General features: G+C 68.0%; 14 protein-coding genes, 1 tRNA gene and 1 pseudogene. 7 read left to right on the top strand and 9 right to left on the bottom strand.

The window, feature by feature from the left end:
• Positions 1-31: 31 nt before the first annotated feature.
• Positions 32-1,495, bottom strand: coding sequence for a protein adenylyltransferase SelO (locus LH076_RS04845; RefSeq protein WP_227782871.1), 1,464 nt, complete (start codon positions 1,493-1,495; stop codon positions 32-34).
• 421 nt (positions 1,496-1,916) lie between these two features.
• Here LH076_RS04845 and LH076_RS04840 point away from each other — a divergent pair, with 421 nt between their 5' ends.
• Entirely contained in the window at positions 1,917-2,183 is a 267-nt protein-coding gene (locus LH076_RS04840) for a hypothetical protein (protein ID WP_227782870.1), read from the top strand.
• Between the two features lie 353 nt (positions 2,184-2,536).
• Here the strand turns inward: LH076_RS04840 and LH076_RS04835 are convergent, their stop codons facing one another.
• The 3 genes from LH076_RS04835 to LH076_RS04825 are packed head-to-tail and all read right to left on the bottom strand — an operon-like array spanning position 2,537 to position 4,382.
• Positions 2,537-2,983, bottom strand: coding sequence for a cupin domain-containing protein (locus tag LH076_RS04835; protein ID WP_227782869.1), 447 nt, complete (start codon positions 2,981-2,983; stop codon positions 2,537-2,539).
• A complete protein-coding gene (locus LH076_RS04830; RefSeq protein WP_227782868.1) occupies positions 2,980-3,336 on the bottom strand; it encodes a carboxymuconolactone decarboxylase family protein in 357 nt (118 codons plus the stop codon). The genes LH076_RS04835 and LH076_RS04830 overlap by 4 nt, the downstream gene beginning before the upstream one ends.
• On the bottom strand, positions 3,333-4,382 hold the full coding sequence (locus tag LH076_RS04825) for a zinc-dependent alcohol dehydrogenase family protein (protein WP_227782867.1): 1,050 nt from the start codon (positions 4,380-4,382) through the stop codon (positions 3,333-3,335). Before LH076_RS04825 ends, LH076_RS04830 begins: the two co-directional genes overlap by 4 nt.
• A 224-nt stretch (positions 4,383-4,606) precedes the next feature.
• Here LH076_RS04825 and LH076_RS04820 point away from each other — a divergent pair, with 224 nt between their 5' ends.
• Complete coding sequence (locus LH076_RS04820) at positions 4,607-5,266, top strand: TetR/AcrR family transcriptional regulator (protein WP_227782866.1); 660 nt, start codon at positions 4,607-4,609, stop codon at positions 5,264-5,266.
• 179 nt (positions 5,267-5,445) lie between these two features.
• Here LH076_RS04820 and LH076_RS04815 read toward each other — a convergent pair.
• Both LH076_RS04815 and LH076_RS04810 read right to left on the bottom strand, forming a co-directional pair.
• Positions 5,446-5,519, bottom strand: a tRNA-Met gene (locus tag LH076_RS04815).
• A 61-nt stretch (positions 5,520-5,580) separates the two neighbouring features.
• Entirely contained in the window at positions 5,581-6,432 is an 852-nt protein-coding gene (locus tag LH076_RS04810) for an alpha/beta fold hydrolase (RefSeq protein ID WP_227782865.1), read from the bottom strand.
• A 101-nt stretch (positions 6,433-6,533) separates the two neighbouring features.
• Between LH076_RS04810 and LH076_RS04805 the strand changes: the two genes are divergently transcribed.
• The gene (locus LH076_RS04805; protein WP_227782864.1) at positions 6,534-7,934 is read left to right on the top strand and encodes a circularly permuted type 2 ATP-grasp protein; all 1,401 of its coding nucleotides are present in this window, start codon (positions 6,534-6,536) and stop codon (positions 7,932-7,934) included.
• Positions 7,935-7,942: 8 nt separating this feature from the next.
• Here the strand turns inward: LH076_RS04805 and LH076_RS04800 are convergent, their stop codons facing one another.
• Entirely contained in the window at positions 7,943-8,407 is a 465-nt protein-coding gene (locus LH076_RS04800) for an ATP-dependent zinc protease (protein WP_227782863.1), read from the bottom strand.
• A gap of 27 nt (positions 8,408-8,434) precedes the next feature.
• On the opposite strand from LH076_RS04800, the pseudogene LH076_RS04795 reads away from it, so the two are divergent.
• From LH076_RS04795 to LH076_RS04790, 3 genes and pseudogenes are all read left to right on the top strand, one after another.
• Positions 8,435-9,292 (top strand): annotated as a pseudogene (locus LH076_RS04795) (ATP-grasp domain-containing protein); the annotation flags it as partial.
• Between the two features lie 9 nt (positions 9,293-9,301).
• Positions 9,302-9,631 carry a cation:proton antiporter regulatory subunit gene (locus LH076_RS16995; RefSeq protein ID WP_415753314.1) on the top strand — a complete coding sequence of 110 codons (330 nt, stop codon included), beginning with the start codon at positions 9,302-9,304 and terminating at the stop codon, positions 9,629-9,631.
• 38 nt (positions 9,632-9,669) lie between these two features.
• Positions 9,670-9,930: a hypothetical protein gene (locus LH076_RS04790; RefSeq protein WP_227782861.1), complete on the top strand. Its 261-nt coding sequence runs from the start codon at positions 9,670-9,672 to the stop codon at positions 9,928-9,930.
• 52 nt (positions 9,931-9,982) lie between these two features.
• On the opposite strand, the gene LH076_RS04785 is transcribed toward LH076_RS04790, so the two are convergent.
• Both LH076_RS04785 and LH076_RS04780 read right to left on the bottom strand, forming a co-directional pair.
• Positions 9,983-11,182 (bottom strand): DUF4032 domain-containing protein, encoded by a 1,200-nt coding sequence (locus LH076_RS04785; RefSeq protein ID WP_227782860.1) that lies wholly within the window; start codon positions 11,180-11,182, stop codon positions 9,983-9,985.
• Between the two features lie 14 nt (positions 11,183-11,196).
• Positions 11,197-12,264: an ABC transporter ATP-binding protein gene (locus LH076_RS04780; protein ID WP_227782859.1), complete on the bottom strand. Its 1,068-nt coding sequence runs from the start codon at positions 12,262-12,264 to the stop codon at positions 11,197-11,199.
• A 233-nt stretch (positions 12,265-12,497) separates the two neighbouring features.
• Between LH076_RS04780 and LH076_RS04775 the strand changes: the two genes are divergently transcribed.
• Positions 12,498-13,823, top strand: coding sequence for an ABC transporter substrate-binding protein (locus LH076_RS04775; RefSeq protein WP_227782858.1), 1,326 nt, complete (start codon positions 12,498-12,500; stop codon positions 13,821-13,823).
• Positions 13,824-13,871: the final 48 nt, after the last annotated feature.

Below are 13,871 nucleotides of genomic sequence, written 5' to 3'. Positions count from 1 at the left end.
GCACCCGGCTCTTTCGACGACCGGACGTCGTTCAGGTACCGCAGTAGGTGGTGTAGCGGCCGAAGTCTTCGGGAGCCGGCGCGGCGTACAGCTCGAGGCCGGGCCGCTCGGTCCAGGGGTGCCGCACCACCTCGACCAGCTGTCGCACCAGGGCGAGGTCGCCAGCGGTGGCAGCGTCCAAAGCGTCCTCCACGAGGTGGTTGCGCGGAATGTAGAGCGGGTTCGAGCGGTCCAGGAGGCTGTCGTCAGGAGCCAGCGCCAGCCAGCGGGCGAGCCAGTCATCGATGCCGGCCAGGTCGAGGAAGAGCCCCCGCAGCGGCTCGGCGGAGCCCCGAGCGGCCGAGCCAAGGGCCCGGAATCCGCTGGTCCAGTCGACGCGGTCGGCGCGTAGGAACTGGACGAACTGCTCCGCCAGCTCGTCGACCTCGTCCACTGCGCCGGCGGCTCTGGACAGCCCGAGCTTGGCCCGGAGCCCGGTCGACCAGGCCGCGGAGTAGGTCGGCGCGAAGCGGCCCAGCGACTCCACGGCCAGCGCAACGGCGGCGTCCTGGTCGTCGGCCAGCAGCGGGAGGAGGCTCTCGGCGAAGCGCGCGAGGTTCCACTCAGCAGCGACGGGTTGGTTGCCGTAGGAGTAGCGCCCACCGGTGTCGATGGAGCTGAAAACCGTGGCGGGGTCGAATGCTTCCATGAAGGCGCACGGCCCGTAGTCGATGGTCTCGCCGGAGATCGTCATGTTGTCGGTGTTCATGACGCCGTGGACGAACCCGAGGAGCATCCAGCGGGCGACGAGCTCAGCCTGGGCGACAACGACGCTCTCGAAGAGGGCACGGTAGGGGTGCTCGGCCAAGGCTGCTGTGGGGTGGTGACGCTCGATGGCAAAGTCGGCCAGCCTGCGCAGCAGGCCCAGGTCGCCGGTGGCGGCGGCGTACTGGAAGGTGCCGACACGCAGGTGGCTGCTCGCCACCCGTGCGAGCACTGCACCGGGGAGGACGGTCTCGCGTCGTACGGGCCGGCCGGTGGCGACCACCGCGAGCGCACGGGTGGTCGGTACGCCGAGGGCGTGCATGGCCTCACCCATGACGTACTCGCGCAGCATCGGGCCGACCGCGGCCAGACCGTCGCCGCCGCGGGAGAACGGCGTGCGTCCGGAGCCCTTGAGGTGCAGGTCGCGGAGCCGACCCTCGCGGTCTGTGAGCTCGCCGATCAGGAGCGCTCGGCCGTCGCCGAGCCGGGGCGAGTAGCCACCGAACTGGTGGCCGGCGTACGCCTGCGCCACCGGTGTCGCCCCGGGAGGCATCCGAGTGCCCGTGAGCAGACGCAGACCATCGGGAGTGTTCAGCTCCTCCGGGTCGAGCCCGAGCTCGACGGCCAGCTCGTCGTTGAGCAGCAACAGACGGGGGTTCGGGGCCTCGGCAGCCTGCCAAGGCACCGCCAGTTCGCCCAGCTCGTCGGCGAACCGGTGCTGAAAGACGGTCGTAACGGAGCCCGTGGTCACCTCGCCAAGCGTACGGACCGGCCGAACGACCTCGAATCGTGTCGGGGTCGACGATGAGCGACGCGAGAACTGCCAAATCGCCGACGGCGACCAGATCCAGGCGTCGGGTACAAAGACATGTGTGGTTGCGCGACCTTTCACGAGGCTTGGCATTCTCACGATTGCTGGGCACCTCGGCTACGAGTTGGCCGCCGGCGTCGCCGTACCGGGGTCGCCGCACCTGGGGGTGGGCAGAGCGTCTGTGATGCTCGGCGCCCCGTTAGCAGCGGCGTATGCCCCAGCGGCGAGGCTGACCAGCCCTCGCGGTGACCGCCGCTTTGCCATGCTCAACGGGTTCTTCGCAGCAGCCGTTATCGGGCACTACAGCAGCTGGCCGCGGGTCTGGCGTGCAGGTTTACCGTGGCTGACCGAGTGCGAAGGGTTGGACGGTCGAATCATCGGTCCCTACAACGTGCTGCTGCAGGTCTCGGCGCTGGCAGCAGCCGGAGGGCTCATCGAGAATCGGAGCCAGTGGCGCTGGGGCTTCGGCACTGTGCTCCTCGTGGCCCCCGTACTGCGGTGGATCACGCCACGGGAGTACGACCGCCTCTTGGAACAGGCCAAACAGCGTCCGTCGTGGTGGAACCGTCGGCTGGCACGAGGTCCCTCGAGACCGGCCACTCAAGCGAGCCGTCGCGCGGGCTACTGAGCCGTGAGCGATGGGTTTCCGATGATCGAGTCAGCTCGAATGCTTTCAGGCTCGGTCCCCAGCGGGAACCGAGCCTGAGTCTTGTAGCGGGGACACCGGCCGCTCTCGCGGCCTAACGCCCCGATGAAGTCCTTGCAAGCGTGAGAATCAGTCGTGCGGTGGCAAGTGCCCGCCATGTTGCGTCACGGCGCGTAGTGCGCGACGTCGCCCGGCCGTGCCGAGCAGCGGACAACTCTTCGCCAAGGTTCAGGCGGTGTGGAAGGTCGGCGCCGCTCGCGGCCGTTGAAGTCGCTCAGCTCAAGCCAGCTCGATGCCGCTGACGGTGAGCTTGCTCCGCATGACGCCATCGCCCCTCAGTCGCCGGCCACGGGATTGTGTGCGCTCTTCGGCAGCTGGGCGTACTCCTCGTCGATGACCGGCTCGAGCCATTCGTTGCTCACGCCCTCGCCGGGGGTGATGAAGGCGAGGTGGGAGAACCACGAGTCCGCCTTGGCGCCGTGCCAGTGCTTGGTGCCGGCCGGGACCCGGACCACGGTGCCTGGCTCCATGCTGACCGGATCCTCGCCTTCGGCCTGGTACCAGCCGGAGCCGGCGGTGCACATCAGGATCTGGTCCCCGCCACCGGCGGTGCCGTGATGGATGTGCCAGTTGTTGCGGCAGGAGGGCTCGAAGGTGATGTTGGCGACCGGAACGCTCCCGGGCGCGAGCAGGGCGTTGTAGCTCTGGCCGGTGAAGTACTGCGCGTAGGCGTCGTTCTTCTTCCCGAGCGGGAAGATCTGGTCGAAGTCGTCGTGGCTCATGCTGACTCCTCGTTCTCGATGATGTTCTTCAGGACGGTGGTAGCGCCCATGCCGTTGGGCCAGCCGGCGTAGAAGGCGAGCTGCAGAAGCGCCTCCTTCAGTTCGTCGTCGGTGACGCCGTTGCGGCGGGCGAAGGCGAGGTGGAACTGCAGCTGGTCCATCTTCCCGAGCGCTGTGAGCGCGGAGATGGTGATGAGGCTGCGGTCGCGCTTGGAGAGCCCGTCGCGCTCCCACACCTCATCGAAGAGGACCTTGTCGGTGTAGTGCACCATCCCAGGTGCGAAGTCTCCGAAGGCGTTCTGTCCGCCGGTCCAACCGGCCTTCTCGTTGTTGTCGTCGTTGTTGTCGCTCATGCCAATTCACTGACCTTGACCAAGGCCTTGATCGCGCGCCGCTCGTCCATGGCGGCGTAGGCCTCGGCGATGTGGTCGAGGTCGGTGGTCAGGTCGAAGACCTTGCCGGGGTTGATATCGCCGGCCAGGACGGCCTTGAGCAACTGCGGCTGGTAGTGGCGGGCCGGTGCGGGGCCGCCGCGCATGCCGACGTTGCGGTAGAAGGTGCCCTCGGCGTCGACCGCGGCGTCGTGCGGTACGCCGACGCGGCCCACGATGGCGCCGGCCTTGGCGATGGCGAACGCGGTCTGGGTCGACTCCTTGGTGCCGACGCATTCCAGGACTGCGTCCGCGCCGTAGCCGTCGGTGAGGTCCTGCAACGCCTTGACGGCGGCCTCACCGCGCTCGTTGATGATCTCGGTGGCGCCCCACTCGCGGGCCAGGGTGTGCCTGGACTCGGTCTTGCTGCCGAGCACAATGATCCGCTCGGCGCCGAGCATCTTGGCCGACAGCACGCCGGAGAGCCCGACCGCGCCGTCGCCGACGACGGCGACAGTGTCGCCTTCCGTGACGCCGGCGCTGACGGCGGCGTGGTAGCCGGTGGCCATCACGTCGGAGAGCGCAAGCATCGAGGCCATGGTCTCCTCGGAGAAGTCCGCACCCTCAACCTTGACCAGGGTCCCGTCGGCGTGGGGGACGCGGACGAACTCGGCCTGGCCGCCGTCGCCCTCACCGCCCTGGCCGAAGAAGCCGCCGTGGACGCACGCGGTGTGGAACCCGTCCTCGCAGTTCTTGCAGGTGCCGTCGCTCCAAGAGAACGGGGAGATGACGAAGTCGCCGAGCGCGAGGCCGGCGACGGCCTCACCGATCTCGTCGACCACGCCAATGAACTCGTGGCCGACCGAGCCGCGGGGCAGGTCGGAGATGCCGCGGTAGAACCACAGGTCCGATCCGCAGACGCAGGCCAGCACCACGCGCACGACGGCGTCGGTGGGCTCGTTGATGGCGGGCTTGGATCGCTCCTCGACCGTGATGTTGCCCGGGCCGTTGAAGATCGCTGTCTTCATTTCTCGCTCCTTGGTTGGCGGTGGTCTCCTGGTGCTCGGCGTTCACGTGGCGAAACATCGGCACACCGGCTGGTCATGGGCCCCCCCGGTGTGATTCGCGTCAGTACCGGAAGCAGTCCTGCGGACTGGGATAGCGTCAATATCCGGAGACGTCCCATCCGCTTGCGTGCACTGTAACACCGAAGCGGATACTATTCATCCGCTTCGCTGGTAGGGTGAGTCACATGAGCGAAGGCAACGAGCAGCGGCCCCTGCGCAAGGACGCGGTCATCAACCGCGAACGCCTCCTCGCAGCCGCTCGAGAGCTCTTCGCCGTCCGCGGCCTGGACGTCACCCTCAACGACATCGCCCACCACGCCGGAGTCGGCGTTGGCACCGCCTACCGGCGCTTCGCCAACAAGGAAGAGGTCATCGACGCGCTCTTCGAAGAAGCGCTACAAGACATCGCTGCCGTGGCGAACGAGGCGCTCACCGAACCGGACGCATGGGCCGGCTTGGTCATGTTCCTCGAGCGGTCACTGCACATGCAGTTCGGAGACCGCGGCCTGAACCAGATCATGAACAACGCCGCGCTCGGCCGCGACCGCGTCAGCGACGCACGCGACCACATCGCGCCGCTCATTCACCAGCTGGTCGAGCGCGCCCAGGAGCAAGGTGTGGTCCGGCCCGACCTCGACCAGTCGGACTTGATCTTCGTCCAGCTCGGGCTCTCGGCGATCATGGAGAGCAGCCGAGCCATCGCACCAGGGCTCTACACCCGCTACCTGACGCTGTTCCTCGACGGCATCCGCACCGACCGGAGCGATTTCTTACCGCTACCGGTCCGGGCTCTCAGTGCTGAGGAAACACACCGCGCCATGACACGGGAGCGCGACGTCAGCTAGCCCACCGCTCGAAGGCCGCCGGACGCCATCCTGATCACGGCCGCGCCCGGGCGCCCCGTCGAGAGCACCTCAGGTCGGATACACGCGCCCGCCCAGGACACCGCGAGGCTGCAGGCGCCGGGAACGGTTGCGGAAAGCAGAGAGCCCCTCACAGTCTGTGAGGGGCTCTCTGTCTGAAGTAGCGGGGACAGGATTTGAACCTGTGACCTCTGGGTTATGAGCCCAGCGAGCTACCGAGCTGCTCCACCCCGCGTCGGTGAATAGAACGTTACAGGTGCGGCCGGGAGAACCCAAATCGCGCGGCCTCCGATCGTTCAGGGCCGGGTCAGGAACGTGATCAGGGCTCGGTTGAACTCGGCGGCGTGCGAGACATTGAGCCCGTGCGGCCCGCCCGCGATGAGGACGAGCTCGCTGTGCGGCACCGCCCCGTGCGTACGCCGACCAGAACCCTCGAACGGCACGACTCCGTCCGCGTCACCATGGACGACCAGCGTCGGCACGGTGATCCGGCCGAGGTCCTCCCGGAAGTCCGTGATGCCGAAGGACTGCAGCGCCTCGAGAGCCGGCAGTTTGCCGGCCTGGTGGCACAGCCGGAGCGCCTCCTGTCGCTGGTCCTCGCTGATGAGCAGGTTCCCGTCGGCGTTCGGCGAGAAGAACTTGCGCGTGAAGTCGTCGTAGAACGCATCCTGGTCCGCGGTCAGCTGGGCCGTCATCTTCGTGGCCTCGGACATCTCGAGCGGGCCGTCGGGGTTGCCCGGGGTCTTCATCATCATCGGCGGCACGGCCGCAGCGAAGACGACACTGTGCAGCCGGTCCTCGCCGTGCTTGGCGACGTACCGGGCGACTTCGCCGCCACCCATCGAGAAGCCGACCAGCGACGCGTCGTGCAGGCCGAGCGCCTCGATCAGCCCGGCGAGGTCGTCCGCGAGGGTGTCGTAGCTGTAGCCGGTGGCGGGCTTGTCGCTGCGACCGAATCCCCTGCGGTCGTAGGTGATCACGCGGAGCCCGGCCCCCTGAAGGGCGCCGAGCTGACCCACCCACGAGTCACCCGAGAGCGGCCATCCGTGGATGAGGACCACGGGTCGACCGGAACCGCCGTGGTCCTCGACGTGCAGTTTCACGTCCTTGAGCCCGAGCAGGCGAGTGTTGACAGTGAGATCAGTCATCTTCACGCCGTACCCCCGACCCCCGGTCGCATCCCGGGCATAGCCGGCCCCGCGACGGGTACCGCTCCACGTCGACATCAACGAGCAGGGAGGGACTGCCGATGAAGCGGTGGGGCGACTACGACACAGGCGAGGCCTACGACGAGGTCTTCGCAGCACCGGGCGAGGTCCGGGAGGTCTATGCGGAGACGATGGCGCGACTCGAGCGCACCGACCTCGACAAGCTCTCGAGGACGGTCAACGAGCAGCTCGCTGCCGACGGAGTCGTCTTCGGCGGCGAGGAGGCCCACGCCTACCAGGTCGACCCCATCCCCCGCCTCCTCACCGAGGACGAGTGGAACCTGCTCGCCCGCGGCGTCAGCCAGCGCGCCGAGGTGCTCAACGCACTCGTCGCCGATGCCTATGGGGAGCGCCGCGCGGTCAACGAGGGCGTGCTGCCGGCTCGGGTGCTGGACGAGACGCCGTACTTCGAGAAGGACCTGGCCGGGTGGCCCGAGCCGCCGGACGGCTGGGTCACCGTGATCGGCTTCGACCTCGTCCGCGATCGCGACGGCCGCTTCCGCGTCCTCGAGGACAACCTCCGTACGCCGGCCGGCCTCGCCTACGCCGACGCGGCCAACAGCGTGGTCGCCGACGTCACCGACCTCGGACCCCAGACAGACTCCCCCTCCTTCCTGCAGGCGGGCGCCGACGCGCTCCGGCGCGCACTGGAGAGCTCGGCCCCTGACGTCGACGGCGAGCTGCTGCTCATCACCGACGGAGAGCTGAACTCCGCGTGGTACGAGCACCAGCGCATCGCCGAGGCGGCCGGGCTGCGCATCGCGCTGGTCAATGACCTGCGCCGCCGCGGGGACCGGGTCGAGCTCTCCGACGGGACGCCCGTGCGGGCCTTCTACCGACGCAGCGACGACGACAGCATCCGTGACGAGAACGGCGTGATGACACCTCTCGCCGAGATCGTGCTCGACCCGCTCCGCGCCGGCCGGGTCGGCATGGTCAACCGCTTCGGTGGCGGGGTTGGCGACGACAAGATGCTCTACGCGTACGTCGACGACCTGACCCGCTTCTACCTCGGCGAGGATCCACTCCTGCCGTCGGTCCGGACCTATGACCTGCTCAACGAGGCGAAGCTCGCCGACGCTTCCGAGCGCCTGCATGAGCTCGTCGTCAAGCCGCGTGACGGCTACGGCGGTCACGGTGTCGTCGTCGGGCCCGCGGCCTCCGAAGAGGAGATCGAGGAGGCGCGGAAGGCCATCCACGACGACCCGCACGCGTGGATCGCCCAGGACGTCATCGAGCTCTCGACGCTGCCGGTCATCGTCGACGGTCGGCTCGAGCCCCGCCACGTCGACCTGCGAGTCGTCGCGGTCCGCGACGCGGACGGCGTCACTGCGCTGCGAGGCGGTCTGACCCGGGTCGCGCTCGAGGCGGGCTCGATGGTGGTCAACTCCTCCCGCGACGGCGGTGCGAAGCCGACCTGGGTCGTTCCGGGTCGGGGCTGAGCGACGACTCAGTCGTCGGACTTGCGATGCCGATCCCGGATCCGCCGCTTCGGCTTGCCTCCGAGGTAGGAGGCGGACGAGTCGACGAGGAAGCCCTTGCTGAGCAGCTCGCGTCCGACCAGCATCCGGTAACCCATCGAGTCGCGTCGGGTCAGCGTGACCTCGGCGGGAACCACCTCGTCCAGGAGCCGGACGTCCAGCGTGACGACGTACCGGACCTGCGCCACGCCGTTGGAGGAGCGCACCTTGCGTCGGTCGGTCACCGGCAGCTCTACCTGGACGTTGTCGGCGGCCGAGCGCTGCAGCGGATGGATCTCGAAGCGAACCCACGGCGCACCGTCCCGCTCGAACTCCTCGACACCGAAGGCGTGCAGTGAGGACGTCTGGGCGCCTGTGTCTATCTTGGCCTTGAGCCATTCGACACCGACGCCCGGCAGGCCGACCCACTCGCGCCATCCGACCAGTCTCTCCACGCCGTCTATCCAAGCAGGAAGTCCTACGTGAAGATCGCGATCCTCTCGCGCGCGCCTCGTGCCTACAGCACCCAACGGCTCCGTGCCGCTGCCGTCGACCGCGGTCACGAGGTCAAGGTGCTCAACACACTGCGCTTCGCGATCGACCTCTCCGGAGACGAGCCCGACCTGCAGTTCCGCGGCCGACGACTGAGCGACTACGACGCGATCCTGCCGCGCATCGGCAACTCGATCACCTACTACGGCACCGCCGTCGTCCGGCAGTTCGAGCAGATGGACGTCTACACGCCCAACACCGCAGCTGGCATCGCCAACAGCCGCGACAAGCTGCGCGCCAACCAGATCCTGTCGCGCCACGATGTCGCGATGCCGCCGACCGCCTTCGTGCAGGGCCGCGCCGACGTGATCCCCGCGATCGAGCGCGTCGGTGGCGCGCCGGTCGTGATCAAGCTGCTCGAGGGCACGCAGGGCATCGGCGTCATCCTCGCGCCGGACAAGAAGGTCGCCGAGGCGATCATCGAGACCCTCCAGTCCACCCGCCAGAACGTCCTGATCCAGAAGTTCATCAAGGAGTCCAAGGGTCGCGACATCCGCGCCCTCGTCGTCGGTGACCGCGTCGTCGCCGCGATGCGGCGCAGCGCGCAGGGCGACGAGTTCCGCTCCAACGTCCACCGCGGCGGCTCGGTCGAGCGGATCGAGATCACCGAGGAGTACGAGCAGACCGCCGTGCGCGCGGCCCAGATCATGGGCCTGAAGGTGGCCGGCGTCGACATGCTCGAGAGCGACGAGGGACCGCTCGTCATGGAGGTCAACTCCTCCCCCGGCCTGCAGGGCATCGAGGAGGCCACCAAGCTCGACGTCGCCGGAGCGATCATCGACTACATCGCCAATCAGGTGAACTTCCCCCAGATCGACGTCCGTGAGCGGCTCGCCGTCTCCACGGGGTACGGCGTCGCCGAACTCGTCGTGCACGGTGACGCCGACATCGTGGGCAAGTCGCTGGGCGAGTCGGGTCTGCGTGACCGCGACATCAGCGTGCTCACGCTCCACCGCGGGAGTCTCGTGATCCCGAACCCCAACGCCCGCCACATCCTCCAGGCCGAGGACCGGCTGCTCTGCTGGGGCAAGCTGGAGGAGATGCGCTCGATGATTCCCGAGCGCCCCAAGCGTCGGCCGCGGGTGAAGAAGCTGCCCAAGCAGCCGATTCCGGAGCCATTGGACTGATTTCGCATAAGACCGCAGCGTTAGGGCACACCCCTTGCATGCGATCACTTGTTGTCATCCTGCTCGGCGGCGCCGCCGCCTATGTTGTCGCCCGCAAGCTGGGTCTGACTTCGCGCAAGGAGGCCGTCGCCTTCGCCGGCTCGGCCGCCACCGCGACGCAGGCCGCCAGCCACAAGGCCTCCGAGAAGGCGGCCGATGTCGCCTCCAAGGCTGCCGAGGCCGCCGCTCCCGTCGCCGACAAGGTGGCGGAGAAGGTCGAGGAGTTCGCGCACAAGGCCGCGGACACCATCCGCCCCTGAGCCTCGCTGACCCTGTCAGTCCTGATGGCCGCGCACCCATGGTGCGCGGCCATCAGGGGTTGAAGTCCAGAACGGTCTTCACGTAGCTCCTGACCGCTTCCTCGCGCCCGACGTCCTCACCGCGCGCCTCACTGAGGAACCAGCGGTGCTGGCTGATCTCGAAGAAGAGCTCGGCGTCGGGGAGCGCCCCGTTGCGGAACTCGTCGGGCACGAGCCGCAGCGTCCCGTAGTACTTGTCGTCGAGCCACTCGCGCGCCGCCTCGTCCTCGGCGACCGGATGACCGACACCGGCCTCCCAGCGGGCCTTGAACCGCGCGAGCTCCGCCAGCAGCGTGCGCGCCTGGTTCTCCTGCACGTCGAGCCCGGTGAGCTGGAAGAGCCGCCGCACATGGTGCCCCGGCTCGAAGACCTGCGGCTGGTAGCGCAGTAATGACCCGCCCTCCATGGGCGTGATCTCCATCTGCTCGATGTCGAAGCCGAGCTGGTTGAGGCGACGTACGCGCTGGTCGATCCGGAAGCTCTCGTCGCGCGGGATCACCTCCGGGCTGGTGATCTCCCACCACAGGCTCTCGTACGCCGGCCGCAACTGCTCCGCGATCGCGACCGGGTCCAGGCTGCCGGTCGACACGCCGCTCGCCTGCACGTCGAAGAGCTCACCCAGGATGTTGCCGGTCGCGACCTCGATGTCCCAGTCCCGCTGGCCTTCCGTGAGCGCCGCATGCGTCTCGCCGGTCTCCGCATCGACCAGGTAGGCCGACAGCGCCCCGGCGTCGCGCCGGAAGAGGGTGTTGGACAGCGAGCAGTCACCCCAGAAGAAGCCGGCCAGGTGCAGCCGGACGAAGAGCACCGCGAGCGCGTCGATCAGACGCGCGCGCACCTCGACGCCGCGCGGCTCGAGGAAGAGCGTGCGGTAGGGCACCGAATAGGCGAGGTGCCGGGTGATCAGGAGACCACCCAACTCCTCGCCGGCCTCGTCACGACGACCGGTGACGGTGCCGAACGCCTCGACGGCCGGAACGCCCTTCTCCTCCAGCAGGTGGAGGAGCCGGAACTCCGAGGTCACGAAGCGGTCGGTCGCCTCCTTGAGCGCGAAGACCTCGCGGCCGGCGCGCACGAAGCGCACCACATGCCGCGAGATGCCTCGCGGGAGGTCGACCAGCGCCGGCACGTCCCACTCCTCCAGCGGTGTGCTGAAGGGCAGGTCGAGCAGCGCGGTCGACACTCCCGAGAAGGTGAGGCGGTACTCACCCATGAGTCGTGACGCCGTCAGTCGCCGAGGCGGAGCCCCGTCTCGGCGTCGAAGAGGTGGATCTGCGTCGGGTCCGCCGCCACGTTGAGGATCTGGCCCTTCTGGATCCGGTCGCGGGCGCCGACGCGGACGACGACGTTGCGCTGCTCCCCACCGACGTCGGCCGAGCCGTAGACGTAGCCGTCCGAACCCAGCTCCTCGACCACCAGTACGTCGACCTTGAGTCCGACCTCGGAGTCGGGGACGACCTTCCATGCCTCCGGCCGGATCCCCACGGTGACGTCACCCTCGACGCCGGGCTTGGCGATCGAGTACCCACCGAGGTTGACCACGCCGTTGGCGCCCTTGCCCGGGAGCAGGTTCATCTGCGGGGATCCGATGAAACCGGCCACGAAGACGTTGGCGGGCTTGTCGTAGAGGTTCAGCGGGGTGTCGACCTGCTGGAGGCGACCGGCGTTCATGACCGCGACGCGGTCGCCCATCGTCATGGCCTCGACCTGGTCATGGGTGACGTAGACCGTGGTGACGCCGAGGTCGCGCTGGAGCTTCGCGATGTCGGTGCGGGTCTGGACGCGCATCTTCGCGTCGAGGTTCGAGAGCGGCTCGTCCATCAGGAAGACCTGCGGCTTGCGCACGATGGCGCGCCCCATGGCGACGCGCTGTCGCTGACCGCCGGAGAGCGCCTTCGGCTTGCGGTCGAGGTAGTCGGTGAGGCCGAGGATCCCGGCCGCCTCCTTGACGCGGCGGTCCTGCTCGTCCTTGGGCAGCTTCGCCATCTTGAGGGCGAAGGCCATGTTCTCCGCGACCGTCATGTGCGGGTACAGCGCGTAGTTCTGGAAGACCATCGCGATGTCGCGGTCCTTCGGCGGCACGTGGGAGACCTCGCGGTCACCGATGTGGATCGTCCCCGAGGTCACCTCCTCGAGGCCGGCGAGCATGCGCAGGGTGGTGGACTTGCCGCAGCCCGACGGTCCGACGAGGACCATGAACTCGCCGTCCTTGATCTCCAGGTCGAGGTCAGAGACGGAGGGGCCGTCAGCACCGGGATACCAGCACTCGACGTCGTTGAAACGGATGGTGGCCATGGGACGAACTCCTTCACCGGCAGGTACGTGCCGGACGATCCGTAGTGAAGTGATGTGAGGTGACGCCTGTCCCCGCGTGTCGACGGTGGACGATCCGCACCTTACGGCCCTACTGTGACCCGTGTCACGAAACGTTCACGTCGTGATCACAACGAATCCCACAACGAGGAGGGATCACCCAGATGACCAACCCACAGGCACTTCGACGCGGGCTTGCGCTCGGCGCTGCAGTGGTGAGTTCAGCACTTGTACTCAGCGCGTGTGGCAGCGACGGCGGCGACTCCGCCGGTGGAACCTCGCCCGGTAAGGGCAAGTCCGAGTGCACGCCGCTCGGACTCGACTCCTACGGCGACCTCTCCGGCAAGACGGTCCACGTCTACACCGGCATCGTGGCTCCCGAGGACCAGTCCCAGAAGGACTCCTACAAGCTCTTCACCACCTGCACCGGCGCCAAGGTCGAGTACGAGGGCTCCAAGGACTTCGAGGCCCAGGTCGTCGTGCGGGCGCGCGGCGGCAACGCCCCCGACATCGCCTACGTCCCCCAGCCGGGTCTGCTCAACACCCTCGTCCAGACCGGCGCGGTGGAGGAGGCGCCCTCGAGCGTCGCCGACAACGTCGACAAGTTCTGGGGCGAGGACTGGAAGAACTACGGCTCGGTCAACGGCAAGTTCTACGCCGCCCCGCTCGGCGCCAACGTGAAGTCGTTCGTCTGGTACAGCCCGAAGATGTTCAAGGAGAAGGGCTGGACCGTCCCCACCACGTGGGACGACATGATGAAGCTCACCGACCAGATCGCGGCCAGCGGCATCAAGCCGTGGTGCGCGGGCTTCGAGTCCGGCGAGGCGACGGGCTGGCCCGGCACGGACTGGCTCGAGGAATCCGTCCTCCGCACCGCGGGTGCCGACGTCTATGACGACTGGATCAGCCACAAGATCCCGTTCAACGACCCCCAGATCGTCACCGCGCTCGACAAGGTCGGCGCGATCCTCAAGAACCCGAAGTACGTCAACGGTGGCATCGGTGACGTGAAGTCGATCGCCTCGACCGCGTTCCAGGACGGCGGCATCCCGATCACCACGGGCAAGTGCGCGCTCCACCAGATGGCCTCGTTCTACGCCGCCAACTGGCCGAAGGGCACCGACGTGTCCGAGAACGGCGACGTCTTCGCCTTCTACGAGCCGTCCGCCGACGCCAGCACCAAGCCCGTCGAGGGCGGTGGCGAGTTCGTCGCCGCGTTCAACGACAAGCCGGAGACCCAGGCGTTCCAGACCTACCTGTCGACCGACACGTGGGCCAACGAGAAGGCCAAGGCCACTCCCGACGGCGGCTGGGTCAGTGCCAACAAGGGCCTCGACCCCAACAACCTGACAAGCCCGATCGACAAGCTCTCGGCCCAGATCCTGCAGGACCCGAACGCGGTCTTCCGCTTCGACGCCTCGGACCTGATGCCCGGCGACGTCGGCTCCGGTTCGTTCTGGAAGCAGATGGTCAACTGGATCACCGGTCAGGACACCCAGAAGACGCTCGACGAGATCGAGAAGTCGTGGCCCACGTCCTGATCCGGGCCGTGTGATCTGATCCAGAGTTCGACGAATTCGAGTCGGGAG

This window comes from Nocardioides sp. Kera G14 (assembly GCF_020715565.1).
Lineage (GTDB): Bacteria > Actinomycetota > Actinomycetes > Propionibacteriales > Nocardioidaceae > Nocardioides.
The sequence above is the reverse complement of the archived record's forward strand: the minus strand, read 5'-3'. Positions and strand labels throughout refer to the sequence as shown.

Coding starts and splice junctions, on each gene's coding strand:
- LH076_RS04835 (WP_227782869.1), bottom strand. CDS start 2,983: ATGAGCCACGACGACTTCGACCAGATCTTCCCGCTCGGGAAGAAGAAC.
- LH076_RS04830 (WP_227782868.1), bottom strand. CDS start 3,336: ATGAGCGACAACAACGACGACAACAACGAGAAGGCCGGTTGGACCGGC.
- LH076_RS04825 (WP_227782867.1), bottom strand. CDS start 4,382: ATGAAGACAGCGATCTTCAACGGCCCGGGCAACATCACGGTCGAGGAG.
- LH076_RS04820 (WP_227782866.1), top strand. CDS start 4,607: ATGAGCGAAGGCAACGAGCAGCGGCCCCTGCGCAAGGACGCGGTCATC.
- LH076_RS04810 (WP_227782865.1), bottom strand. CDS start 6,432: ATGACTGATCTCACTGTCAACACTCGCCTGCTCGGGCTCAAGGACGTG.
- LH076_RS04805 (WP_227782864.1), top strand. CDS start 6,534: ATGAAGCGGTGGGGCGACTACGACACAGGCGAGGCCTACGACGAGGTC.
- LH076_RS04790 (WP_227782861.1), top strand. CDS start 9,670: ATGCGATCACTTGTTGTCATCCTGCTCGGCGGCGCCGCCGCCTATGTT.
- LH076_RS04785 (WP_227782860.1), bottom strand. CDS start 11,182: ATGGGTGAGTACCGCCTCACCTTCTCGGGAGTGTCGACCGCGCTGCTC.
- LH076_RS04780 (WP_227782859.1), bottom strand. CDS start 12,264: ATGGCCACCATCCGTTTCAACGACGTCGAGTGCTGGTATCCCGGTGCT.